This is a genomic window from Shinella sp. BE166 (assembly GCF_051201095.1).
GTDB classification, from domain to species: domain Bacteria; phylum Pseudomonadota; class Alphaproteobacteria; order Rhizobiales; family Rhizobiaceae; genus Shinella; species Shinella lacus.
The window spans coordinates 62,167-86,599 of record NZ_JBPEHL010000017.1; the positions used below are offsets into that span (position 1 = coordinate 62,167).

At 62.7% G+C, this 24,433-nt stretch carries 24 protein-coding genes; 11 read left to right on the top strand and 13 right to left on the bottom strand.

The window, feature by feature from the left end:
• Positions 1-87 precede the first annotated feature (87 nt).
• Complete coding sequence (locus J2Y63_RS28975; RefSeq protein ID WP_435268958.1) at positions 88-681, top strand: nitroreductase family protein; 594 nt, start codon at positions 88-90, stop codon at positions 679-681.
• Between the two features lie 42 nt (positions 682-723).
• Here J2Y63_RS28975 and gyrB read toward each other — a convergent pair whose 3' ends face one another.
• The 5 genes from gyrB to J2Y63_RS29000 form a co-directional block, all read right to left on the bottom strand.
• Positions 724-3,156 (bottom strand): DNA topoisomerase (ATP-hydrolyzing) subunit B, encoded by a 2,433-nt coding sequence (gyrB, locus tag J2Y63_RS28980; protein WP_435268959.1) that lies wholly within the window; start codon positions 3,154-3,156, stop codon positions 724-726.
• A gap of 133 nt (positions 3,157-3,289) precedes the next feature.
• Positions 3,290-3,670 (bottom strand): helix-turn-helix domain-containing protein, encoded by a 381-nt coding sequence (locus J2Y63_RS28985; RefSeq protein ID WP_256120450.1) that lies wholly within the window; start codon positions 3,668-3,670, stop codon positions 3,290-3,292.
• Positions 3,667-4,233: a Smr/MutS family protein gene (locus J2Y63_RS28990; protein WP_435268960.1), complete on the bottom strand. Its 567-nt coding sequence runs from the start codon at positions 4,231-4,233 to the stop codon at positions 3,667-3,669. Before J2Y63_RS28990 ends, J2Y63_RS28985 begins: the two co-directional genes overlap by 4 nt.
• The gene (gene mltA, locus J2Y63_RS28995; protein WP_435268961.1) at positions 4,220-5,335 is read right to left on the bottom strand and encodes a murein transglycosylase A; all 1,116 of its coding nucleotides are present in this window, start codon (positions 5,333-5,335) and stop codon (positions 4,220-4,222) included. Before mltA ends, J2Y63_RS28990 begins: the two co-directional genes overlap by 14 nt.
• Positions 5,336-5,348: 13 nt before the next feature.
• Positions 5,349-6,053 carry a Tim44/TimA family putative adaptor protein gene (locus J2Y63_RS29000; protein ID WP_256120453.1) on the bottom strand — a complete coding sequence of 235 codons (705 nt, stop codon included), beginning with the start codon at positions 6,051-6,053 and terminating at the stop codon, positions 5,349-5,351.
• A 144-nt stretch (positions 6,054-6,197) separates the two neighbouring features.
• Here J2Y63_RS29000 and J2Y63_RS29005 point away from each other — a divergent pair, with 144 nt between their 5' ends.
• Both J2Y63_RS29005 and secB read left to right on the top strand, forming a co-directional pair.
• Positions 6,198-6,668 (top strand): FxsA family protein, encoded by a 471-nt coding sequence (locus J2Y63_RS29005; protein ID WP_435268962.1) that lies wholly within the window; start codon positions 6,198-6,200, stop codon positions 6,666-6,668.
• A gap of 94 nt (positions 6,669-6,762) precedes the next feature.
• On the top strand, positions 6,763-7,239 hold the full coding sequence (secB, locus tag J2Y63_RS29010; protein ID WP_256120455.1) for a protein-export chaperone SecB: 477 nt from the start codon (positions 6,763-6,765) through the stop codon (positions 7,237-7,239).
• A gap of 85 nt (positions 7,240-7,324) precedes the next feature.
• Here the strand turns inward: secB and dnaQ are convergent, their stop codons facing one another.
• Genes dnaQ through J2Y63_RS29035 form a run of 5 tightly spaced genes read right to left on the bottom strand, consistent with a single transcriptional unit; the run spans position 7,325 to position 10,914 of the window.
• Positions 7,325-8,029: a DNA polymerase III subunit epsilon gene (gene dnaQ / locus J2Y63_RS29015; RefSeq protein ID WP_435268963.1), complete on the bottom strand. Its 705-nt coding sequence runs from the start codon at positions 8,027-8,029 to the stop codon at positions 7,325-7,327.
• Positions 8,029-8,619, bottom strand: a complete 591-nt coding sequence (gene coaE, locus J2Y63_RS29020) for a dephospho-CoA kinase (protein ID WP_435268964.1) — start codon at positions 8,617-8,619, stop codon at positions 8,029-8,031. The genes dnaQ and coaE overlap by 1 nt, the downstream gene beginning before the upstream one ends.
• Positions 8,616-9,476, bottom strand: coding sequence for a shikimate dehydrogenase (locus tag J2Y63_RS29025; protein WP_435268965.1), 861 nt, complete (start codon positions 9,474-9,476; stop codon positions 8,616-8,618). Before J2Y63_RS29025 ends, coaE begins: the two co-directional genes overlap by 4 nt.
• Entirely contained in the window at positions 9,469-10,065 is a 597-nt protein-coding gene (locus J2Y63_RS29030; protein ID WP_435268966.1) for a Maf-like protein, read from the bottom strand. The genes J2Y63_RS29025 and J2Y63_RS29030 overlap by 8 nt, the downstream gene beginning before the upstream one ends.
• Before the next feature lie 27 nt (positions 10,066-10,092).
• Complete coding sequence (locus J2Y63_RS29035) at positions 10,093-10,914, bottom strand: pyruvate, water dikinase regulatory protein (RefSeq protein ID WP_256120460.1); 822 nt, start codon at positions 10,912-10,914, stop codon at positions 10,093-10,095.
• A gap of 404 nt (positions 10,915-11,318) precedes the next feature.
• On the opposite strand from J2Y63_RS29035, the gene hemE reads away from it, so the two are divergent.
• From hemE to J2Y63_RS29075, 8 genes are all read left to right on the top strand, one after another.
• Positions 11,319-12,353 (top strand): uroporphyrinogen decarboxylase, encoded by a 1,035-nt coding sequence (gene hemE, locus J2Y63_RS29040; protein ID WP_435268967.1) that lies wholly within the window; start codon positions 11,319-11,321, stop codon positions 12,351-12,353.
• Positions 12,350-12,889 (top strand): protoporphyrinogen oxidase HemJ, encoded by a 540-nt coding sequence (hemJ, locus tag J2Y63_RS29045; protein ID WP_435268968.1) that lies wholly within the window; start codon positions 12,350-12,352, stop codon positions 12,887-12,889. The genes hemE and hemJ overlap by 4 nt, the downstream gene beginning before the upstream one ends.
• 188 nt (positions 12,890-13,077) lie before the next feature.
• On the top strand, positions 13,078-14,343 hold the full coding sequence (rho, locus tag J2Y63_RS29050) for a transcription termination factor Rho (protein ID WP_256120463.1): 1,266 nt from the start codon (positions 13,078-13,080) through the stop codon (positions 14,341-14,343).
• A gap of 124 nt (positions 14,344-14,467) precedes the next feature.
• Positions 14,468-15,793 carry a tRNA uridine-5-carboxymethylaminomethyl(34) synthesis GTPase MnmE gene (mnmE, locus tag J2Y63_RS29055; protein ID WP_435268969.1) on the top strand — a complete coding sequence of 442 codons (1,326 nt, stop codon included), beginning with the start codon at positions 14,468-14,470 and terminating at the stop codon, positions 15,791-15,793.
• 76 nt (positions 15,794-15,869) lie between these two features.
• A complete protein-coding gene (gene mnmG / locus J2Y63_RS29060; protein ID WP_435269000.1) occupies positions 15,870-17,744 on the top strand; it encodes a tRNA uridine-5-carboxymethylaminomethyl(34) synthesis enzyme MnmG in 1,875 nt (624 codons plus the stop codon).
• Positions 17,741-18,373, top strand: a complete 633-nt coding sequence (gene rsmG, locus J2Y63_RS29065; RefSeq protein ID WP_435268970.1) for a 16S rRNA (guanine(527)-N(7))-methyltransferase RsmG — start codon at positions 17,741-17,743, stop codon at positions 18,371-18,373. The genes mnmG and rsmG overlap by 4 nt, the downstream gene beginning before the upstream one ends.
• Before the next feature lie 16 nt (positions 18,374-18,389).
• Positions 18,390-19,184 carry a ParA family protein gene (locus J2Y63_RS29070; RefSeq protein ID WP_435268971.1) on the top strand — a complete coding sequence of 265 codons (795 nt, stop codon included), beginning with the start codon at positions 18,390-18,392 and terminating at the stop codon, positions 19,182-19,184.
• A 24-nt stretch (positions 19,185-19,208) separates the two neighbouring features.
• Positions 19,209-20,099 carry a ParB/RepB/Spo0J family partition protein gene (locus tag J2Y63_RS29075; RefSeq protein ID WP_435268972.1) on the top strand — a complete coding sequence of 297 codons (891 nt, stop codon included), beginning with the start codon at positions 19,209-19,211 and terminating at the stop codon, positions 20,097-20,099.
• Positions 20,100-20,115: 16 nt separating this feature from the next.
• On the opposite strand, the gene holA is transcribed toward J2Y63_RS29075, so the two are convergent.
• The 3 genes from holA to leuS are packed head-to-tail and all read right to left on the bottom strand — an operon-like array spanning position 20,116 to position 24,299.
• Complete coding sequence (holA, locus tag J2Y63_RS29080) at positions 20,116-21,150, bottom strand: DNA polymerase III subunit delta (RefSeq protein WP_435268973.1); 1,035 nt, start codon at positions 21,148-21,150, stop codon at positions 20,116-20,118.
• 7 nt (positions 21,151-21,157) lie between these two features.
• Entirely contained in the window at positions 21,158-21,682 is a 525-nt protein-coding gene (lptE, locus tag J2Y63_RS29085; protein ID WP_435268974.1) for an LPS assembly lipoprotein LptE, read from the bottom strand.
• On the bottom strand, positions 21,669-24,299 hold the full coding sequence (gene leuS, locus J2Y63_RS29090) for a leucine--tRNA ligase (protein ID WP_435268975.1): 2,631 nt from the start codon (positions 24,297-24,299) through the stop codon (positions 21,669-21,671). Before leuS ends, lptE begins: the two co-directional genes overlap by 14 nt.
• Between the last annotated feature and the right edge of the window lie 134 nt (positions 24,300-24,433).

Sequence of the window (24,433 nt, forward strand, 5' to 3'; positions counted from 1 at the left end):
TGCGACAGAGACGTGATTTTACCGCTTCGCGCCGGCGGGCGCCGGGTCTAGAGTTGCCCCGGAAAAAACCCACATTCGAGGACTGCAATGACTGACAAGACCGGCCGCACCGCAGATCACGCCATCGACCCCATTTTCCTCGACCGCTGGTCGCCGCGCGCCTTCACCGGCGAGGCCATGCCGCAGGAGACGCTGCTGTCGCTGTTCGAGGCGGCGCGCTGGGCACCCTCGGCCGCCAACGGCCAGCCCTGGCGCTTCGTCTACGGCCATCGCGGCACCGAGGCCTTCGAGACGATCTACCAGACGCTCGACGAGGGCAACCGCCGCTGGGCGGACAAGGCCGCCGTGCTCGCCGTGATCATCTCCCAGACCCACCGCAAGAATGCCGACGGCGAGATGCGGCCGGCCTATACCCACGCTTTCGATACGGGCGCCGCCTGGGCCTATCTCGCCCTCCAGGCCATCCATGCCGGCTACCACGCCCACGGCATGGGCGGCATCGACCGCGCGAAGGCCATGCAGGTTCTGGACGTTCCGGAAGGTTTTCGCGTGGAGGCGGCAGTCGCCATCGGCAAGATCGCGCCCAAGGAGACGCTGCCGGAGGACCTGATGAAACGCGAGGTGCCGAGCGGGCGCAAGGCGGTCGAAGAGTTCGTTTCCGAAGGCCGGTTTTCCGCCTGACCCCTGAAATGAAAGAGCCGCCTCGCGGCGGCTCTTTAGGGATCAGATGTCGAGGTTGGCAACGCTGAGGGCGTTTTCTTGGATGAAGTCGCGGCGCGGCTCCACCTCGTCGCCCATCAGGCGGGCAAAGAGGCCATCGGCATCCGTCGCATCCGGAACCCGCACCTGCAGCAGCGAGCGGACGTTCGGATCGAGCGTCGTTTCCCAGAGCTGCTCGGCATTCATCTCGCCGAGACCCTTGTAGCGCTGCATCGACAGGCCCTTGCGGCCGGCGGCGAAGACCGCGTCGAGCAGGGCGCGCGGACCGGTGATTTCCACCTGGCCATCCTTGCGGCGCAGCACCGGCTGCACAGTGTAGGTTTCCAGGAACCGCGCCGAGAGCTGGTCGATGTGGCGGGCATCGGCCGAACCGATCAGCGCCATGTCGATATGGGCGAATTCCTTGACGCCGCGCACCATGCGCTCGAAGCGCAGGCCACCGTCCGTCGCGACCGAGCCGGTCCAGCCGCGTTCGGTCTCCTCGGCGATCAGGTCGAGGCGGCGGGCCACCTCCTGCGCCTTGGCGGCAAAGGCGTCGCGGTCATGGCTGAGTTCGAGGTTGAGCGCCCCGGTAATCGCCGCCTGTTCGACGATCGAGCGGCTGTAGCGCGAATGCAGGCCATCGATCAGCGTGCGCAGGCGCAGCGCATCCTGGATCAGCTCGCGGATATCCTGGCCGGCGCGCACTTCGCCGGAGCCCAACTCCAGCGTCGCATCGTCGAGACCGGCATTGATCAGGTACTCTTCCAGCGCCTTTTCGTCCTTCAGGTACTGGCTCGATTTGCCGCGCGCCACCTTATAGAGCGGCGGCTGGGCGATGTAGAGATGGCCGCGCTCGATCAGCTCCGGCATCTGCCGGAAGAAGAAGGTGAGCAGCAGGGTGCGGATATGCGCGCCATCGACGTCGGCGTCCGTCATGATAATGATCTTGTGGTAGCGCAGCTTGTCGGCGTTGAACTCGTCCTTGCCGATCGACGTGCCGAGCGCGGTGATTAGCGTGCCGATTTCCTGGCTGGACAGCATCTTGTCGAAGCGCGCGCGCTCGACGTTCAGGATTTTTCCGCGCAGCGGAAGAATGGCCTGGTTTTCGCGCGAGCGGCCCTGCTTGGCCGAGCCGCCGGCCGAATCACCCTCGACGAGGAAGACTTCGGACTTGGCCGGGTCACGCTCGGAGCAGTCGGCGAGCTTGCCGGGCAGCGACGAGATATCGAGCGCGCCCTTGCGCCGCGTCAGTTCGCGGGCCTTGCGCGCGGCTTCGCGGGCGGCGGCTGCTTCCACCACCTTGCCGACGAGGATCTTGGCATCCGACGGATGTTCCTCGAACCAGGTGGAGAGCGCCTCGTTGACGAGGTTTTCGACAACCGGGCGAACCTCGGACGAGACGAGCTTGTCCTTGGTCTGCGAGGAGAATTTCGGATCCGGAACCTTGACCGACAGCACCGCCGTCAGCCCTTCGCGGCAATCCTCGCCCTGCAGCGTCACCTTTTCGCGCTTCATGATGCCGGACGTATCGGCATAGGAGACGACCTGGCGGGTCAGCGCGCCGCGGAAGCCCGCCATATGCGTGCCGCCGTCGCGCTGCGGGATGTTGTTGGTGAAGCAGAGCACGTTCTCGTGGTAGCTGTCGTTCCACCACATGGCCACTTCGACGGTGATGCCGTCTTTTTCGCCGCGGATGGCGATGGGCTTGGAGACCAGCGACTTCTTGGCGCGGTCGAGATAGTGCACGAAGGCTTCGAGGCCGCCCTCATACATCAGCTCGTCCTGCTTGATATCCGAGTGGCGGCGATCAGTGAGCAGGATGCGCACGCCGGAATTCAGGAAGGCCAGTTCGCGCAGGCGGTGCTCCAGCGTCGAATAGACGAATTCGATGTTGGTGAAGGTGTCCGACGAGGGCAGGAAGGTCACTTCCGTGCCGGTCTCGTCGCCGCAATCACCGGTCACCACCAGCGGGCTGTCGGCCACGCCATGGGTGAAGCTCATCTCGTGGATTTTTCCCGCGCGGCGGATCTTCAGCTTCAGCTTGACCGAGAGCGCATTCACCACCGAAACGCCCACGCCGTGCAGGCCGCCCGAAACCTTGTAGGAATTCTGGTCGAACTTACCGCCGGCGTGGAGCTGGGTCATGATGACCTCGGCCGCCGAAACGCCTTCTTCCTTGTGGATGTCGGTCGGGATGCCGCGGCCGTTGTCGGTGACCGTCACGGAACCGTCCGCATTCAGCGTGACGGTCACGATATCCGCATGGCCGGCCAGCGCCTCGTCGATCGCGTTGTCGACGACTTCGTAGACCATGTGATGCAGACCCGAACCGTCATCCGTGTCACCGATATACATGCCCGGGCGCTTGCGCACCGCATCAAGCCCCTTCAGGACCTTGATCGAATCTGCGCCATACTCGGCCGGGCCGTTTTCGGTCTCGGGTGTGTCAGTCATTCAGAAGTCTTTCCAGGTTGTCGCGGAAGACGGGAAGCGCGGCGAATCACGGCTTTCCGGGTCTTGCGAATATAGGGATTTTGCCCTGAAGTTCCAAATCAGAGAGGGGGTAAACACGGCAGAATTCAGGGGATCAACGGGGTTTTGCCCGGGAATTGCATGCTTTTTCGAGAATGCCGGCGAGGCGACGCACCGTCTCGGGCGGCAGGCTGCCGATTTCGGCCGAAAGCCGGTTGGCAAAGGCCGTATATTCCGGCGGCAGGCCGGCCGTATCGACCACGACGCGCGGGTCGGAAATCTGCGCAATGCGGAAAAGTTCTTCCGCCTCGTCCCAGATCACGTTGAAATAACCGGCGACGCGCTGGAGGAAATCGAAGCTGGGCGTTCCGCGCCGTCCGTGCTCCAGCGCCGAAAGATAGGCCGGACTGACGCCGAGCGCCAGCGCCATCTCCTTCTGCGAGACGCCCTTGCGGTCGCGCAGGTGCCGCACGGCCTTGCCGAAGGGTGTCGTCATCGTTTCTCCCCCGGATGACGGGCAAGCCGCACATAGAGCGCGCCCTCGCCGCCATGGTTGCGGGCCGCCGGCTCGTAGGAGGAGATCAGCGGGCGAAACTCCGGCAGCGAGAACCACAGCGGCACCGCCCGCTTCAAGGCACCGTCGCTGCCGAGCGAGGTGCCCTTGCCGGTGATGACCAACACATGGCGCAGGCCCCGCTCATGCGCCTTGATGAGGAAGCCGAGCAGGAAGCCGTGCGCCTCGCTCTGGATCATGCCGTGCAGGTCGATGCGCGCTTCGAGCGCCAGGTGCCCCTTGGCGATCTTGCGCTTGACCGGGCGCTCCATCGGATGGTGCCGGACCTCCCTGTCGCGCGACGGGGTGAGCACGATGCCGTCGGCCGCCTTGCCGGGCTTCTTCTTCGGTTCCGGCTCCGGCGGCTTCTGCGCCTCGGGCTTTTCGACAAAGGCGGCCTCGAACTCCGTCAAGGCATCGAGCTTGCCGGGCATTGCCCGCGTGCTGCGCGCCACCTTGCCCCAGAGGATGCGGTCTTCGCTGGAGAGCGCCTTATCCTTCGGCATGGAGGTATCTCTCCGCCGCCGCCCTGGGGATGAGGATGTGGAAGGTCGCGGCATTGCGGACATGGCCCGCCAGCGCCCCCGCCGCATCCCCCGAACCGGTAAAAATGTCGCCCCGCGCCGGGCCGACAATCGCGGTGCCGGTATCAAGCGCCAGCATCAGCCGCCGGAAGGGTTTGCAGCTATCCATGTGGGTGAGGCTGTCGCTCGACAGGAAGAAGGGCAGGCCGAAGGTGTGGATCAGCCGATCGACCGCCAGCGACCGGCCGGCAACGAGCGGCACCTTGGCGGCGGCGATCGGCCCGAGCGAAGGATCCTCGACAGCCGCTTCCTTGAAGAAGATGAAGGAGCGGTTGTGCCAGAGCACCTCGTCCACCTGATCCTCATGCCGCGCCAGCCAGTCGCGGATCGAGGCCATGGAGACGGTGGCGGCGTCGATTTCGCCGCGATCGATCAGGAGCTTGCCGATCGGCGAGAAAGGATGGCCCGATTTGCCCGCATAGGTGACGCGCTTCATCGCACCGTCCGGATAGACGAGACGGGCAGCACCTTGCACATGGGCGAAGAACACATCCACCTTGGAGCGCGCATAGGCGATTTCCAGCCCGCGGCCGGCGAGGTAGCCCCGCTCGATCTCGCCGCGATCCGGATGCTCGACAATCTCTCCAGCCTTTTGCAGCCCAAATGCAAAACCCGGCGCGAAACCGGCCGGGCGATTGGCGTCGTCGATATCGACCAGGTCGTCCGGCCGGGCATAGAAGGGATAGCGAAACTCCGCATCCGGCGCGGCGCGCACCGCCACTTCCGGCTCGTAGAAGGCCGTGACGAAACCGGGGGAGCCATCCGCCTTCTCGATGAGGAACGGCACGCAATGCGCCTCGAAGAAAGCGCGCACCGCCGCCGGGCCTTGCGGTTTTTCGTCTGCTGCCGCATCCAGCAACACCAAAAGCTCGCCGGCGGTGATGCCGAGCGAGCCTGTCTTGTAGGGCTTTACGGTGCGGACGTGGTCGCGACAGCGGTCCATCGCCGCCATCAGCGGCGTCGGGTCGTCCTCGTCCCAGCCGGGAAGCGCCGAAAACCGGGCCGGAACCAGGCGATACTCCATGGCTTGGCCCCGCTCAGCCTTCCGATTCGGTGGCGATCAGCTTCCAGTTCGGGTCGCGCGAGCGGATATCGCGGGCGAAGGTCCAGAGGTCGTTGACCTCGGCCACCGTCTCCGCATCGCCTTCGACCAGCGCCCCCGATTTGTCATAGGTGGCGGAAATCAGCTGGCTGATGATGCGCAGCGTCACGTTGACTTCGCTGTCCTTGACCTCGGCGCTGACGATATCGGCCTTCTCGATGCCGACGAAGCTGGAGCGCACGACCTCGCCCTTGCTCTCGCGTTCGGAGATGGCGGCGTCGAAGCCCTCGTAGACTTCGCGCGACAACAGGTTCTTCAGCGCCTTGCGGTCGCCATCGGCAAAGGCGACGACGATCATCTCATAGGCCATGCGGGCGCCATTGACGAATTCCTTCGGGTTGAAGGAAGGATCGACCTTGACCACCGAGCGCAGCTGCTCGTTGAGGGGCGTGCCGGGGGCGGCAAAGCCATCGACGGAGGCGTAGGGATTTTCCTCTTCGTCCGAGCCATCGCGCCGCGGCAGCGTGACCACCTTGCCGCGATCGGCCGAATCAGCCTCGCTTACGGTCTCGCGCTTGGAGTACGGATCGAACGGCGGGCGCTCGCTGCCGGTACGCCGGCCGAGCACGCTGCGCAGCTGCAGGAAGATGACAACCGCAGCCACCAGGAAGAAAATCGTTACAAAGTCGAATGAGCCCATTATCGATCCGCAGCCGTTTTGGTTTTTCTTGTTCCTTCCCCATATAGTCCGCAAAGACCGATCATTCAAATGGCGATGACGTGAAAGCGGCCGAAACCGTGCCGCCAGTATCGGCACGCGCGAATCTGTGCGAGATTACGGGGCATGCTGAGACTTCTTATTCCTTTCTTCATTCTTCTGCTGCCGCTCGCGGAGATCGCCTGTTTCATTCTGGTCGGGCGGCGGATCGGGCTTTTTTCCACCCTGTCGCTGGTCGTGCTGTCGGCCGTCGTCGGCATCGTGCTGATGCGCATCCAGGGCTTCGGGGTGCTGACCCGGCTGCGGCAATCGGCACAGACCGGCCGCGCGCCCGGTAAGGAGCTGCTCGACGGTGCGATGATCGTCGTTGCCGGCATCCTGCTTTTGATCCCCGGCTTCCTCACCGATGTCGTCGGCCTCGCGCTGTTTCTGCCGCCGGTGCGCACCTTTCTCTGGAACCGGCTGATGCGCAACGTCGTCGTGGTCGATATCGGCGGCGCGCGGCCAGATAACGGGCAAGGCAACCGGCCGAAAACCGGCCCGCAGCGCACGATCGAACTCGACGAAACCGACTTCCAGCGCGACGACCGGCCCTGAGGGCAAAGGGTGGCGGGCCGGAAGGCCCAGGGTTGTAAGGCCGGGGCCGAAATGCTAGATGGCCTGACTTTCCAGAGTCCCCGAGGATCTTTCCATGACCGACGCAGCAACCGAGAACAACGCCGCGAGCCCCTCGCTCAACATCCTGGCGCAGTATGTGAAGGACTTCTCCTTCGAAAACCCCGGTGCACCACGGTCGCTCCAGGCCCGTGACAAGGCCCCGGCGATCAATATCAGCGTCAACGTCAATGCCAACCCGATGTCGGAAACGGACTTCGACGTCATCCTCTCGCTGAACGCAGAGGCCAAGGACGGCGACAAGATGCTGTTCAATGCCGAGCTCGCCTATGGCGGCGTCTTCCGCGTCACCGGCTTCCCGCAGGAACACATGCTGCCGGTGCTCTTCATCGAGTGCCCGCGCCTGCTCTTCCCCTTCGCCCGCCAGATCATCTCCGACGCCACCCGCAACGGCGGCTTCCCGCCGCTGATGATCGACCCGATCGATTTTGCGCAGATGTTCACCCAGCGCATGGCCGAAGAACAGGTCAAGGCGAAGGTTCAGGCCAACTAAGGCCCCATCGACTTCAAAGGAAAAACCCCCGGCTACCAGTGGCCGGGGGTTTTTCTTTGCCGAGATTCTTTTGATTCGCTTGGCGTCAGGCTTCGTATTTCGCCCAGATCGCCTTGTCGCGCATCGTGGCGACCATGGCCGCATGGGCGGCACGCTCTTCCTCGGTCAGCCGCGGCGCCAGCGGCTTCGGCCGCACGCCGAGCGGCTGGATGACCTCGTCTTCCGTCTCGACCAGCGTCTTGCGGCCGCTTTCCGCCGAACCGAGGCCAAGGGCCGCCTGCCGGCCGCCGATCATCTCGATATAGACTTCGGCGAGCAGTTCGGAGTCGAGCAGCGCGCCGTGGCGCGTGCGGTGCGAATTGTCGATGCCGTAGCGCCGGCAGAGCGCATCGAGCGAGTTCGGCCCCATCGGGTGTTTCCGGCGCGCCAGCGCCAGCGTGTCCGTCACCCGCTCCTGCAGGATCGGCGGCCGGCCGAGCCGGTCGAGCTCGGCATTGATGAAGCCCATGTCGAAGTTGGCATTGTGCGCCACCCAGCGGGCCTCGCCGAAGAAGTCCAGGATCGCCTCCACCACGTCGGCGAAGACGGGCTTGTCCTTCAGCGATTCGTCCGTGATGCCGTGCACCGCGAGCGCATCGGGATGGACCTTGCGGTCGCCGGGATTGATATAGAGGTGCAGGGTCTTGCCGGTCGGGAAATGGTTTTCCAGCTCGACGCCGCCGATTTCGATGACGCGGTCGAGCTTGCTGTCGAGGCCGGTCGTTTCCGTATCGAAGATGATCTCGCGCATCAGTCCCGTCGTCCCTTCAAGGTGTTGATTACCTCTTCCACCTGTTTGCGCGCCGCTTCAAGCCCCTCGTCCGTATGGATAAGGAAATCGGCGCGCCGGCGCTTTTCCGCATCCGGCATCTGCCGCGACAGGATGAGCGCAAATTTTTCCTCCGTCATGCCGGGGCGGGCGAGCACGCGCTGGCGCTGGGTCTCCGGATCGCAGGTCACCACAACGACCTTGTCGACACGCGCCTCGCCGCCCGTCTCGTAGAGCAGCGGAATATCGAGCAGGACGAGCGCCGAGCCCTTCTGCCGCTCGGCATCGAGAAAGGCCTTTTCCCGTGCCCGGACCAGCGGATGGATGATCGCTTCCAGCTCGCGGAACCGTTCTGGCGATTGCGCCAGAACCGTAGAGAGCGCCTTGCGGTCGATGACGCCATCCTTCAGCGCCTCCGGAAAATGCGCGGCGACGGGGGCGACGGCCTCGCTTCGATAGAGATCGTGCACCGTCGCATCCGCATCGTGCACCGGCACGCCGAAATCATGGAACATCGCCGCGGTCGTCGACTTGCCCGTGCCGATCGATCCTGTGAGGCCGAGCACGATCATGCATGCGTCTCCATGTCGGCGAGGATCAGTTGGCGCAGCGCCGCATCGACGACCGGCCGCGTGCCGAACCATTTTTCAAAGCCGGGGGCCGCCTGGTGCAGCAGCATGCCGAGACCATCCACCGTGGCAAAACCCTGCTCCGCCGCCTGCCGAAGGATCGGCGTGATCAGGGGCACATAGACGATATCCGTCACCACCGCCCCGCCCGCCAGCGGCGAGAAATCGAAATCCGGCGCCGCCTCGCCGTCCATGCCGAGCGAGGTCGTGTTGACGAAGAGCCCGGCACCCTTCGAGACTTCGGCCAAGGCCGGCATGGCATGGGCGTGCACCTTCGGCCCGAAACGGGCGGCCAGCTCCTCAGCGCGCTCGACGGTGCGGTTCACCACATGGATTTCCCCGACACCCCGGTCACGCACCGCCTGGATGATCGCCCGGCTGGCGCCGCCGGCTCCCAGAATGACGGCCCGGTCCGTCCCGTCCCAACCCGGCGCTGTCGCATCGAGATTTGCGAGGAAACCAAAGCCGTCCGTGTTGGTGGCATGAAGCACGCCCTCCTCCAGCCAGAGCGTGTTCGAGGCGCCGAGTTCCTCGCTCAGCGCATCCGGCTTGTCGGCCAGGCGAAACGCCAGCTCCTTGTGCGGGATGGTGACGTTACCGCCGGCGAAGCCGGATTCACCGCTTTTCAACCGGGATAGGAAGCCGGCAAAATCCTCAGGCTTCACTTCCTGCCGCGTGTAGGAACCCGTCAAACCCAGCGTTTCCAGCCAATAGCCATGGATCAGCGGCGAGCGCGAATGTTTGACCGGATAGCCGGTAACGAAGGCCTGGCGGCCGAATGTTTCACGTGAATCATGCATCGATGGCACCGAGTTCGCGAAGTTTAGCCAGCAACGGAAGCAGCGGCAGGCCGAGAATGGTGAAATAATCGCCGTCGATCCGCTCAAACAGCTGCACGCCCTCCCCTTCGAGCTGATAGGCGCCGACGCTCGCCAGCACCCGCTCGCCGACCCGCGCAAGATGACGATCGATGAAAGATGCGGACAGCGGACGCATCGTGAGATGCGCGATGGAGACATGGCTCCAGAGGGTTTGACCGTTCCGCACCAGCGCGATGCCACAGTTCAGCGCATGGGTGCGTCTGGACATCGCCGTCAGATGCGACTTTGCCTCGGCCATGTCCGCCGGCTTGTGAAACACCCGGCCATCGAGCGAAAGCGTCTGGTCCGAACCGATGACGAGCGAGCCCGGACAGCGGCGCGCCACATCCTGCGCTTTTTCGATCGCCAGCGCCTCGGCGACCTGGGGCGGCGTGGGATTGCGCACCGCGAGTGCAGCTTCCACCGCGCGCTCGTCGATCTCGGCGGCCCGCGTTTCGAAGGCCAGTCCGGCATTCTCCATCAGCATGCGCCGGAAGGGACTTTGCGAGGCGAGGATCAGCGGCGTCATCGAGAGATCTCCATTATGCGCCTCGCGTTAGCGGAGCTTGGGCCGAAGAGCAACGATGGCCGCCGCTGTTTCCTCGATCGAGCGGCGCGTGACATCGATGATCGGCCAGTTGTGGCGCGTGCAGAGCGCGCGGGCAAATTTCAGCTCTTCGGAAATCTGTGCCCGGTCGACATAATCCTCGCCGCGAAAGCCCTGTGCCTGGCCGAGCACCCGGTTCTGCCGCACCTGAGAAATCCGGTCCGTCGTGGCGATCAGGCCGACGATCAACGGCTTCGTCGCGCTCGAAAGCCGGTCGGGCAGCGGCACGCCGAGCACGATCGGCACATTCGCCGTCTTGATGCCGCGGTTGGCGAGATAGATGCTCGTCGGCGTCTTCGACGTCCGGCTGATACCGACGAGAATGACGTCCGCCTCGTCCAGATCGGCGGGCAATTGCCCGTCATCATGGTCCATCGTGAAATTCAGTGCATCGATGCGCGCGAAATAATCGGCATCCATCACATGCTGCGCGCCCACCCGGCGGCGCGACGGCGCACCGAGATAGGACTGGAACAGATCGATCACCGGTTCGAGCACGGAGACGCAGGGCACGCCCATCTCCCGGCAGCGCTGGTCGATGATCTGCGACAGGTCCCGGTCGACGATCGTGTAGAGCACGATGCCCGGCGCGCCGTCGATGGCATCGAGCACGGGCATCAGCTGCTTGCGGTTGCGGATCAGCGGATAGACATGTTCCAGCGCCTGCGAGGACTGGAACTGCGCCGCCACGGCGCGGCCCGCCGCAATGAGTGTCTCGCCCGTCGAGTCCGAAATCAGGTGGAGATGGAAGTAGTTTTTGGTGCTTTCCACAATATCCTCCGCCCCCTGTTGATGAACCGGGACAGCCACGAGCTAAGAACGGGAGGGGTCCCGAGGCAAGAGGACAAGTGCCGATTTATCCACAAATGGCGCAAAGCGGGAGAGGGATCGGGCAGCCATGTGGATAAGACTCACCGACGGGCAAAGTGTCGCGCTTCTCCACAACTCATCCACAGGAAGGCTTTTTTGAGCGCCGCCGGATCGTTTTGATTCCATGGATGGAATCCGGTTTTCCCCGTTTTGTGGCCGAAAACATCACACAGCCACGGACTTTTCCGATGCCTGTGTGCGCAAGCCGGCTTCCTGTGGAGAGGATTTAATCCTTGATAGTCACCGACTCTAAGAAATAGAAACCTTCTTAAAAGAGATTATTTCTTTATTGGGAGAGCCCTGCGGTGTCAGTGAAAAGCCGGAAGATCGTCGATGTGCTGAATGGCAAGACGGTCTCCCCCCCTCCCCTGTGGCTGATGCGCCAGGCCGGGCGTTACCTGCCGGAATATCGGGAAGTGCGCGCACGAGCAGGGAGTTTCCTCGATCTCTGTTATTCGCCGGAGCTGGCAACGGAGGTGACCCTCCAGCCGATCCGGCGTTACGGCTTCGATGCGGCGATCCTGTTTTCCGATATTCTCGTCATTCCGGATGCGCTGAAGCGCAACGTGCGCTTCGAAGAGGGCCATGGCCCGCGGCTCGATCCGATCGACGTCGACGGCATCCTGGCCCTGAAGGGCGACACTGTCGCAAATCACCTGCAACCGGTCATGGACGCGGTCTCTCGCATCCGCCGGACCCTCCCCGAGGAAACGGCGCTGCTCGGCTTCTGCGGCGCCCCCTGGACCGTTGCGACCTACATGATCGCCGGTCATGGCACGCCCGATCAAGCGCCGGCTCGGCTTTTCGCCTATCGCGAGCCGCGCGCCTTCGCACGCCTGCTCGACGTGCTTGCGGAACTCTCGGCTGATTACCTGGTCGCCCAGATCGATGCCGGCGCCGATGCGGTGCAGATCTTCGATTCCTGGGCCGGCGTTCTCGGTGAGCGGGAATTCGCCGATTTCGCCGTGCGCCCGGTGCAGCGGATCATCGCATCGGTCAAAGCCCGCCGCCCACAGGCCAAGATCATCGCCTTTGCCAAGGGAGCAGGCCTGCTCCTGAAATCCTACCGGCAGCAGACCGGCGCGGATGCCATCGGCCTCGACTGGTCGGTGCCGCTTTCCGTCGCCGCGGAGTTGCAGAAGGACGGTCCTATCCAGGGCAATCTCGATCCGATGCGGGTCGTTGCAGGCGGTGCGGCGCTCGACGACGGCATCGACGCCATCCTGCAAGCCCTCGGCAACGGCCCGCTGATCTTCAATCTCGGCCATGGCATCACGCCGCAGGCGGATCCCGAAAACGTTGCCCGCCTCGTGGCACGGGTGCGTGGAGAAGCCCGGTGAGCGAGAAGCAGACGGGCGAAAGTGCGGGGCGCCGCGCGCGGCTGCGCGCCGCCGTCGCGCTCACGCTTTTCGCCCTGCTGGCGGGCGTCCTGATTGCCTATCCGCCGGATGACCTCTACCTGTGGATCAAGGCGCTGCACATCATCGCCGTCATCTCCTGGATGTCGGGCCTGCTCTACCTACCGCGCCTCTTCGTCTACCACACCGATGCACCCGTCGGTTCCGCCCAGTCGGAAACCTTCAAGGTGATGGAACGTCGGCTCTACCGGGTCATCATGCAGCCCGCGATGGGCCTTGCCTGGCTGCTCGGCCTCTATCTCGCCTGGTCGGTTTACGGTTTCCAGGGCGGATGGCTGCATGCCAAGCTCGCCTTCGTCGTGCTCCTGACCGGCGTCCACCAATATTACGGCTGCGCCGTAAAAGCTTTCGCCGAAGACCGCAACACCAAGACCGGCCGGCAGTGGCGGTTCTGGAACGAGGCGCCGGCGCTCCTGATGATCCTCATCGTCGTGCTGGTCGTCGTCAAACCGTTCTGAGGCCGTCCGCAACAAAACCGACGAAATTCCCAAGCCCCCTTGCGAGCATCGACCGGAACAGCTATTTTCCGCGCATCTCATCTCTCGTGGCATGTGACTTCGTTCAGTGGACTGCACCGGACCCCGCGCAGTTCGTCCTTGACCCGCACGCCTTTTCCCATCCCGACGACCACCAGCATGGACCATTCATGGCCGAAATGAAGCTACAAGACCTCAAGAACAAGACTCCGACCGATCTCCTCGCCTTTGCCGAATCGCTTGAGGTCGAAAACGCGAGCACGATGCGCAAACAGGAACTCATGTTTGCCATCCTGAAGATGCTGGCCGAGCAAGAGGTCGAAATCATCGGCGAAGGCGTCGTGGAAGTGCTGCAAGACGGTTTTGGCTTCCTGCGCTCCGCCAATGCGAACTACCTGCCGGGCCCGGACGATATCTACATCTCGCCCTCCCAGATCCGCCGCTTCTCATTGAAGACCGGCGATACGGTCGAAGGCCCGATCCGCGGCCCCAAGGAAGGCGAACGTTATTTCGCGCTCCTCAAGGTCAACACGATCAATTTCGACGATCCGGAAAAGATCCGCCACAAGGTCCATTTCGACAACCTGACGCCGCTCTATCCGAACGAGCGTTTCAAGATGGAACTCGAAATCCCGACCTCGAAGGACCTGTCGCCGCGCGTCATCGATCTCGTGGCACCGCTCGGCAAAGGCCAGCGCGGCCTGATCGTCGCGCCGCCGCGCACGGGTAAGACGGTTCTCCTGCAGAATATCGCCCATTCCATCACGGCGAACCATCCGGAATGTTATCTCATCGTGCTGCTCATCGACGAGCGGCCGGAAGAAGTGACAGACATGCAGCGCTCGGTGAAGGGCGAGGTCGTCTCCTCGACCTTCGACGAGCCCGCGACGCGCCACGTCCAGGTCGCCGAAATGGTCATCGAAAAGGCAAAGCGCCTTGTCGAACACGGCCGCGACGTCGTCATCCTGCTCGATTCGATCACCCGCCTCGGCCGCGCCTACAACACGGTCGTACCGTCCTCCGGCAAGGTCCTGACCGGCGGTGTCGACGCCAATGCGCTGCAGCGCCCGAAGCGCTTCTTCGGTGCCGCCCGTAACATCGAAGAAGGCGGCTCGCTGACCATCATCGCCACGGCGCTGATCGACACCGGCAGCCGCATGGACGAAGTCATCTTCGAAGAGTTCAAGGGCACCGGCAACTCAGAAATCGTGCTGGACCGCAAGGTCGCCGACAAGCGCATCTTCCCGGCAATGGACATCCTCAAGTCCGGCACCCGCAAGGAAGACCTGCTGGTTCCACGCCAGGACCTCCAGAAGATTTTCGTTCTCCGCCGCATCCTGTCTCCGATGGGCACCACGGATGCGATCGAGTTCCTGATCGACAAGCTGAAGCAGACGAAGAGCAACGGCGATTTCTTCGACTCGATGAACACCTAATTCGGTCTTCATTTTCGCTTAACCGCATGGTCCCGTTGCAAGACGGGACCATTTTCGTTTCACGAGAGAAAATCGATTCTTTACCGAAACAGAAGAATCGATTCGTACCCGGAATGTTGAACATATGAACACCTCCGATACGATCTTCGCACTGTCGAGCGGCGGCTTGCCCTCCGGTGTCGCCGTGATTCGCCTCAGCGGTCCCGCGAGCGGCCAGGCAATCCAGTCTCTCTGTGGGCGTATTCCGCCCGAGCGGCGGGCATCGCTACAATCGATTCGGAACCGCAACGGCGAAAAACTCGATGATGGCCTCATACTGTTTTTCCCAGCACCAAGTTCTTTTACGGGAGAAGATTGCGGCGAGGTCCAGATTCATGGCGGACGCGCGACCGTAAAAGCCGTTCTGGCCGCGCTGGAAGGCATGGAAGGTTTGCGCGCCGCAGAAGCCGGCGAATTCTCCCGCCGTGCGTTCTTGAACGGCCGCATGGACCTGGTCGAGGTCGAGGGCCTCGCCGACCTGATCGCCGCCGAAACCGAAATGCAACGTCGTCTCGCGGCGGAACAGGCTTCAGGTGGCCTCTCCAGACTGTACGATTCGTGGGCGAAACGTTTGACGCATGCCCGCGCGATGATCGAAGCCGAACTGGATTTCGCAGACGAGGACGATGTCCCCGGCTCTGTCGCAAGCCAAATCTGGCACGACATGCAGAAACTCGATCAAGAAATCTTTAACCATCTCGCCGAAGCACGTACCGGAGAAATCGTGCGAGACGGACTGAAAGTCGTCATCGTCGGCGCCCCCAATGCCGGGAAGTCGAGTCTGCTGAACTACTTGGCAAAACGCGACGTCGCCATTGTCACTGACGTCCCGGGAACCACGCGTGACGTCCTGCACGTCGATCTCGATCTTGCAGGCTTTGCCGTACGGCTCTACGATACGGCCGGCCTGCGAGAGACCGACGATATTGTTGAGCGAGAAGGCATTCGCCGCACGCAGCTCTCGATGGCCGAAGCCCATCTGGTCCTTTTACTGTCTGCGGCGCACAAACCGGATTGGCATGAATTTGTTCAAGGCTATGACGCACCTATTATCCGCGTCCAGACAAAGGCTGACTCGCGAGATGCTTCTTGGCCAAAATCTGATGCCGATGTTATTATCTCCGTACGGACAGGTGAAGGCATACCGGAACTGCTCGATCTCCTCGGCCTGCATCTGCCAAATCTCGAGGCCGGCGGCGCCCTAGCGCTTCCAACTCGACAGAGGCATGCTCTAAACCTCACTATGGCTCGGGAGCAGGTACAGCTCGCATTAGGTGCCGGAGGATCTGGCTTGGACGTGCAAGCAGAGTATCTTCGCTTGGCAGGACAAGCTCTCGGTCGCGTAACTGGACGTGTCGATGTAGAAAATCTACTCGACGTCATTTTCTCAGAATTTTGTATAGGCAAATGATTCACGTGAAACAGCACAACGTACACGAGTCGCTTTGAGCGTTTCACGTGAAACAGGTAGGTCCAACATGACGATGATAAAGAATTATGATGTTGTCGTGGTCGGCGGCGGCCATGCCGGCGTGGAAGCCGCCGCAGCGGCTGCCCGCGCCGGCGCCAAGACGGCTTTGCTCACACACAAGGCGGCGACGATTGGCGTCATGTCCTGTAATCCGGCGATCGGTGGTCTCGGGAAAGGCCACCTTGTTCGCGAAGTGGATGCCTTGGACGGCCTGATGGGGCGGGTGGCAGACCGTGCCGGCATCCAGTTTCGCTTGCTGAACCGCCGCAAAGGCCCGGCAGTACGCGGTCCTCGAACCCAAGCCGATCGAAAGCTCTACCGCGAGGCTATGCAAGCCGAAATCGCGGCGATATCTGGCCTGGACGTGATCGAAGGTGATGCCTTCGATCTTGAAATTAAGGACGGCACGATTGATGCCGTTGTGATGAAGGACGGCCGCCGCCTTGACTGTGGCGCGATTGTTATCACCACCGGCACGTTCTTGCGGGGCCTTATTCATATCGGCAACGAAAAGATTCCGGCCGGTCGCGTGGGCGAAGAGCCGTCACTTGGACTCTCTGCGACGTTTGAACGTTTCGGATTCAAGTTGGCGCGCCTGAAGACCGGCACGCCGGCCCGGCTCGATGGCCGCACCATTGATTGGAATGCCGTAGGGCGCCAGGCCGCGGACGAAGATCCTGTGCCGTTCTCCTTCATGACGGATCGCATTACTACGCCGCAGATCGAATGCGGCGTGACGAGAACGACGCCAGCAACTCACCGCATTATCGAGGAGAACATCGGCAAATCCGCCATGTATTCCGGCCAGATCGAAGGCGTCGGTCCCCGTTACTGCCCGTCGATCGAAGACAAGATCGTCAAGTTCGGCGAACGCGACGGCCACCAGATTTTCCTGGAACCCGAAGGTCTCGACGACGACACCGTCTATCCCAATGGCATTTCTACATCCCTTCCTGCCGACGTGCAGGATGCGTTCATTCGCACAATCCCGGGCCTGGAGCGGGTTACAATCCTGCAACCCGGTTATGCGATTGAATATGATCACGTAGACCCTCGCGAATTGTCGGCCACGCTGGAAGTCAAACGGCAGCCTGGCCTTTTTCTGGCTGGTCAAATCAACGGCACGACCGGTTATGAAGAAGCCGCGGCACAGGGGCTTGTCGCCGGCTTGAACGCTGCGCGACGCGCTTCGGGTGCAGAGGGGCACGTCTTTAGCCGAACCGAAAGTTATATCGGCGTCATGCTCGACGATCTCACCTCCCGTGGTGTGACGGAGCCCTACCGCATGTTCACCTCGCGCGCAGAATATCGTCTTTCTCTGCGCGCCGATAACGCGGATGTCCGGCTGACTCCGGTTGGTGTGAGTCTGGGCATCGTAGGCACCAAGCGGGAGCTACGCTTTAGCCAATGGTCCGAGGGTATGGGATTGGCCCGGGCACAGCTTCACAATCTTAAACTGTCACCGAATGAGGCGGCGGGTCATGGCTTGAGGATCAATCAGGATGGGGTGCGTCGCAATGCCTATGAGCTACTCGCCTATTCCGATATCGATTACGCGCGGCTTGCTGCGGTGTGGCCTGAGCTCGGGCGCTTTTCGCCGCGCATTCGGGACGCCATCGAGATTGAAGCAGCCTATGCCGTCTATATGAACCGTCAGGAAACAGACATTGCGGAGGCGCGACGCGAGGAAGGACGGATAATTCCGGACGATTTCGATTTCAGCACTTTGCCTGGCCTTTCCATCGAACTGCGGCAGAAGCTGGCGGTGGCGAAGCCTTCGAATCTCGCTCAGGCCGCACGTGTTGACGGTATGACGCCTGCAGGGCTTACCCTTTTGCTCGCCTATCTTAAACGCCTCCCTGCACCGGTCCAGCGAGTTGCACACCCATGAACCGTCTGCCGTCGGAACTGAATGGTCTGAATGTTTCACGTGAAACTGTAGACAGGCTGAACGCCTTTGTTGCGCTTTTCCAGAAATGGGCGAAGGCCATCAATCTGGTTGCACCCTCCACGCTTTCGGAGGTGTGGCGCCGCCATATTGTCGATAGCGTGCAAATCTATTCGCTTTGCCCAGGCCCCCGAACCTGGGTCGACCTTGGGAGTGGCGGGGGCTTTCCGGGGATCGTTACCGGCATTCTGCTCGCAGGCTCAGGGGATGGTTGGGTTCATCTTGTCGAGAGCAACAACAAGAAGGCAGCGTTCCTGCGCACTGCCATTCTGGAAACCGGCGCCCGCGCATCCGTCCATGCGATTCGCATCGAGGACGCTCCGGCGGTGATTGCACATTGTGATGCCATATCTGCCCGCGCGCTTGCCGACCTCGACCTGTTGATGGATTTCGGACTGCCATGGGCGGAGCGGAATGCCGATTTGCGTTTTTTTCTTCACAAAGGCCGGGATTACCAGCGGGAGATCGATAAAGCGCTTGGTCGGTGGAGATTCGATCTGGTAAAACACGCCAGCATTGTCGAGCCGGATTCCGTTGTGCTCGAACTTTCGAAGCTCTCGCGAACAATTTAGTGATCGGCGGATGTCCATGGCAGGCGAAAAGAACCGAATCATTACCATTGCAAACCAGAAAGGTGGCGTCGGCAAAACGACGACCGCGATCAATCTGGCGACCGCGCTGGCCGCGATTGGTGAGCGTGTACTGATCGTCGACCTGGATCCCCAGGGCAATGCCAGCACCGGTCTCGGTATCGATCGCCGGAACCGCGAGTTTTCCTCTTATGATCTGCTGATCGGTAGCCACGGTGTTGCCGAGACGGTCTTGCAGACGGCTGTGCCGAACCTCTCAATTATCCCTTCGACCATGGACCTGCTCGGGGTCGAGATGGAGATCGCGCAGCAGAATGACCGCGTTTTCCGACTGAAGCGCGCTTTGGCCTCCGATGAGGCGCTGTCTTACTCTTACGTGCTCGTCGATTGCCCACCGTCCTTCAATCTTCTGACGATGAACGCTCTCGCTGCCGCGCATTCCGTTCTGGTGCCGCTGCAATGCGAGTTTTTTGCGCTGGAGGGTCTCAGCCAGTTGCTGGAGACGGTGGATCAGGTGCGTCGCACGATCAATCCGCGCCTTGATATCCAGGGTATCGTGCTCACCATGTTCGACTCGCGCAACAATCTGGCGCAGCAGGTCGTCAACGACGTGCGCACGCATCTCGGCGAGAAGGTCTACCATACGCTCATTCCGCGGAATGTGCGGGTCTCCGAAGCGCCGTCCTATGGCAAGCCGGCAATCCTCTATGACCTCAAATGCGCCGGAAGCCAGGCCTATCTTCAGCTTGCTTCCGAGGTGATCCAGCGTGAGAGGCAGCGTAAGGCGGCCTGAATTCAGTATCCGTGAGTAGAACCGATGAACGATGACAACTCAAAGCGGCGTCTCGGCCGCGGCCTTGCAGCCCTGATCGGCGAAATGGACCAGCTTCCGGCCGCCGATGTCGGCGCACGCCCGGCGCTCAATCCGGACCGGGAAGTGCCGATCGAATTCGTTGGTCGCAACCCGCGCAACCCGCGGCGTTATTTCGACGAGTCGGAGCTGCAGGACCTGGCGTCGTCCATCCGTCAGCACGGGATCGTGCAGCCGGTTGTGGTGCGCACCATTGCCGACAATCGTTTTGAAATTATCGCCGGGGAACGGCGCTGGCGGGCGGCGCAGCTCGCCGGGCTGATCGAGATACCGGTCATCATTCGTGACGTGGACGACCGTACGGCGCTGGAAATCGCCATCGTGGAAAACGTCCAGCGTTCGGATCTCAATCCGCTGGAAGAGGCGATGGGCTATGAGCTTCTGATCGCCGACCACGGTTACACGCAGAACGATCTCGGCGAAATCATCGGCAAGAGCCGTAGCCACGTGGCAAACAGCCTTCGCCTGCTGAAGCTGCCGGAGCCCGTGCGTGAAATGCTTGCCTCTGGTACCCTTTCCGCCGGTCATGCGCGCGCGCTCATCCCGACATCGGATCCGATTGCGCTGGCCAAGGCGGTTGTCGCGAAGGGCATGTCGGTGCGCGATGCGGAGCGGCTGGCCCAGAACGATATCAAGGCGCAGACCGATCCAGGCCACGGCCAGACGGCGCGCAAGGACGAGAAGGATGCCGATACGCTGGCGCTGGAGCGCACGCTGTCCGACGTTCTCGGTCTCGATGTATCCGTGAACCACAAGGGCAGCGGTGGCCATCTGCGCATCGCCTACAAGACGCTGGAGCAGCTTGAGGAAATCTGCCGGCTTCTGGAACGGCGCTAAAATTCCTTAGCCGGATTCAGCGCCGGGCAGATTGAAGGACAGTTGCCAGCATGGTCTGCATGGCGATCGTATCTTCCAATGCCGGGCGTTGCCGGCTTTGCAGGATCGCCGCTTGCAGGCGCTGGGTTTCACGGCGGATGGCGGGACCGGCCCAGGTTTTCAGGGCATTTTCGATGATCGGCTTGCGCCGGAAATGAAGATGGCGGCCGAGCGTCGCCATGGCCTGCGCTGCGGGCGCGCGTTTTTCATCCATTTCGGCACGCATCAGCTCCAGCAGCTGGAATTGTCTGAGGCAGCCTTGCAGGACGAGGAAGATCGGTGTCTTGGAGGAGACGATCTTCTGGATGGCGTGCATGAAACCGTCGCGGTCGCCCTTGAGGATCGCGTCTATGGCGTCGTCCGTCGAGATTGCGCTGGCGTCGCCGACAATGTCTTCGACATCCTGTTCTTCGATCAGCTCCTTGCCGCGGCAATAGAGGGCGAGCTTGCGCACTTCATTGCGGGAGGCGAGCCGGTCGCCGCCGATCGTTTCCACCAGGCGTTCCCGGGCAGCGGGGGAGATCCGCAGGCCTTCGGTGGCGAGTTCCTGGTCGATGAGAGCCTGCAAGGCGCGTCCGTCGTCAGCGTAGCAGGCGATGGCGGCGGCCTGGCTACTCGTTTCGGCCGCCTTGCGCAGCGCAGCGCCCTTCTTCAGGTCGCCGGCCTCGATGATGAGCGTCGAAGGGCCGGTGGGCATGCCGGCGAGGATTTCGAGCGCGTCGGCGAGGCCTTTTTCGCTGCCGGCATTGCGGATCCAGACGAGGCGATCGCCGCCGAAGAGGCCGATGGCGTTCATTTCGTCGATCAGGCGGCCGGGCTGGTTGCCGACCTCGCCGGCGTCGAGTTTCACGACGGAGAAGGCATCCGCGAGATCGACGCCGCTGTTCGCGGCGAGTGCCGCGGCGCGCTCGGAAACGAGACCGCGGTCGGGACCGTAGATGAGGAAAAGCCGCACGGGCAGCGGCTTCCGTTTCAGGAAACCATCGAATTCGTGCGACTTGACCTCTGCCATAGCCGGCTCAGCGACGGCCGAGCGCGGCGGCGACGTCTGCGCGGATCAGTTCTGCCAGCTCGCGTGCGGCGCGGTTTTCCGCATCGCGCACGGCGCGCAGCTTTGCGAATTCCTGTACCGGGAAATCGACCAGCGCGACGGACGAGCGTTTGCCGGAGGCCAGCGTTTCGCCGGAGTCGGTTTTCACGAGGTTATAGTCCGCCGCGACGACGATGCGGCCGGCGCGGGGAATATCGTCGGCAACGTCGATGAGGACGCCAATGTTGCGGACGGTGACGTTCATTTCGAGGTGATAGATCGCGTTCTGCGGCTCGCCGGCACCGCCCGCGAGGAGGAATATCAGGTCGTTGCGAACCTTCTGTTCCACGCGGTCATTCGCTTCTGAAATGGACACGGAGGCAAGTTTGCCTTCCGTGCCGCTTCCCGTGGAATAGAGCGGCCGCACCTGGCAGCCGGCGAGCGCGCCGAGGATGGCGAGGCCGGCAAGCGCCTTGGCAAACCGCGAGAGGCCGGTTCCGTCAGACAACAACATTCACGATCCTCTGCGGTACGACGATGATCTTCTTGGGGCGTTGGCCGGCGAGCGCGGCCTGGACGGCTTCGAGCGCCAGCACGGCCGCTTCGACCGCACTCTGGTCCGCATCGCGGGCGATTGTCAAATCCGCACGCTTCTTGCCGTTGATCTGCACCGGCAGCGTGACCTCGTTGTCGGCGACCAGGCTGTCCTGGTAGGCCGGCCAGCCGGTTGTGGCGACGAGGCCGGCGCCGCCGATCTCGCGCCAGCACTCTTCGGCGAGATGCGGGGTCATGGGGGCGACAATGCGGATCAGGATGCCGACGGCCTCGCACAGCGCGGACGCGAGCTCGGGCGAGGCCTTGCCGGCAGCAGCGGTTGCCAGCGGCGCGGCGAGCGCATTGACGAATTCGTAGATGCGCGCGACGGCCTTGTTGAAGGCGAGCTTGTCGTAGTCGGCCTGCACGGCCTTCAGCGTCTTGTGCGCGATCTGCGAGACGGCGAGCGCGTCGCCCTCTGTGCCCGGACGGCTTTCGGCGGTTTTCAGGGCGACGGCGGCTTCCGACACAAGGCGCCAGACGCGCTGGACGAAGCGGTGCGCGCCTTCGACGCCGGCTTCCGACCAGATGACGTCGCGGTCCGGCGGGGAGTCGGAGAGCACGAAGAAGCGGGCGGTATCGGCGCCGTAGGAGGCGATGATATCGTCCGGGTCGACGACGTTCTTCTTCGATTTCGACATCTTCTCGATCGAGCCGATGGCGATTTCTTCGCCGGATTCGAGGTGCAGGGCGCGGCGCTTGCCGTCCAGTTCCTCGATGCGGATTTCGGCGGGGGTCACCCATTCGCGCTTGGCGCCCTCGCCGCGGCTATAGGTCTCGTGCACGACCATGCCCTGGGTGAAGAGGCCCTTGAAGGGCTCCTTGACGTCGAGATGGCCCGAGACCTGCATGGCGCGGCTGAAGAAGCGCGAATAGAGCAGATGCAGGATCGCGTGCTCGATGCCGCCGATATATTGATCGACCGGCAGCCAGGCATTGGCGGCGGCCGGATCGGTCGGGTTGTTTTCCCAGGGCGCGGTGAAGCGGGCGAAATACCAGGACGAATCGACGAAGGTGTCCATCGTGTCCGTCTCGCGCCGCGCGTCCTTGCCGCAATGCGGGCAGGCGACGTGGCGCCAGGTCGGGTGCCGGTCGAGCGGGTTGCCGGGCTTGTCGAAGGTGACGTCGTCCGGCAGCTTTACCGGCAGGTCGGCCTTCGGCACGGGAACCACGCCGCAATCGTCGCAATGGATGACCGGGATTGGGCAGCCCCAGTAGCGCTGGCGCGAAATGCCCCAGTCGCGCAGGCGGAAATTCACCTTGCGCTCGCCCTGCGGCGCATTGCCGAGGGTCGCGGCCGACAGGCGGTTCGCCACGGTCTCGAAGGCGTCTTCGGTGCTGAGACCATCGAGGAAGCGGGAATTGATCATCACGCCATCGCCGACATAGGCCTCGTCGCCGATCGCGAAGGTCGCAGCGTCGGCGTCCTTCGGCATGACGACGGGCACGACTGGCAGGTCGTATTTGTGGGCGAAGTCGAGGTCGCGCTGGTCGCCGGAGGGGCAGCCGAAGATGGCGCCCGTGCCATAATCCATCAGCACGAAGTTCGCGACATAGACCGGCAGTTCCCAGCTCGCGTCGAAGGGATGGCGAACGCGGATACCCGTGTCCATGCCCTTTTTCTCGGCGGTTTCGAGGGCGGCCAGCGAGGTGCCGGCGCGGCGGCACTCCTCGCAGAAGGCCATGATGTCGGGATTCTGCGCGGCGGCGTCCTTGGCCAGCGGATGGTCGGCGGAGATTGCCAGGAACGAGGCGCCGAACAGCGTGTCGGGACGCGTCGTGTAGACAGTGACGTCCTTTTCGCCCGTAAGGCCGGCGCTTTCGGCGATCTCCCAGCGGATCAGCATGCCTTCCGAGCGGCCGATCCAGTTCTTCTGCATCAGCCGGACCTTTTCCGGCCACTGGTCGAGCGTGTCCAGCGAATCAAGCAGGTCCTGGCTGAAATCCGTGATGCGGAAGAACCACTGGGTGAGTTCGCGCTGTTCGACCAGCGCGCCGGACCGCCAGCCGCGGCCGTCGATCACCTGTTCGTTGGCCAGAACCGTGTGGTCGACCGGGTCCCAGTTGACCTTGGACTGCTTGCGGTAGACCAGGCCCTTTTCCAGGAAATCCAGGAAGAGATGCTGCTGGCGCTGGTAATATTCGACGTCGCAGGTGGCGAATTCGCGCGACCAGTCCAGCGACAGGCCCATGGACTTCAGCTGCCCGCGCATCGTCGCGATGTTTTCGTAGGTCCAGCCCTTGGGGTGGACCTTGTTCTGCATGGCGGCGTTTTCGGCGGGCATGCCGAAGGCGTCCCAGCCCATCGGATGCAGCACGTTGAAGCCGCGCGCACGCTTGTAGCGGGCAACCACGTCGCCCATGGCATAGTTGCGCACATGGCCCATATGGATGCGGCCCGACGGATAGGGGAACATCTCAAGCACGTAGTACTTTTCGCGCGGATCGTCGTTCTTGGTCAGAAAGACGTTTTCTTCGTTCCATTTTGCCTGCCAGCGGGGTTCGGCATCGCGCGGATTGTAACGTTCGGTGGCCATGTCTTTGATGTTCCGGAAGTCTTTTGGGAGTCTTGGAGGGCGGTTCGCCCATGCGAATATAGTGGCGAGACCTTCATCATGAAACCGCCGAAGCGTCAAGTTTTGTGGGCTCCGCGGGGCTGTGTCGCATCGCC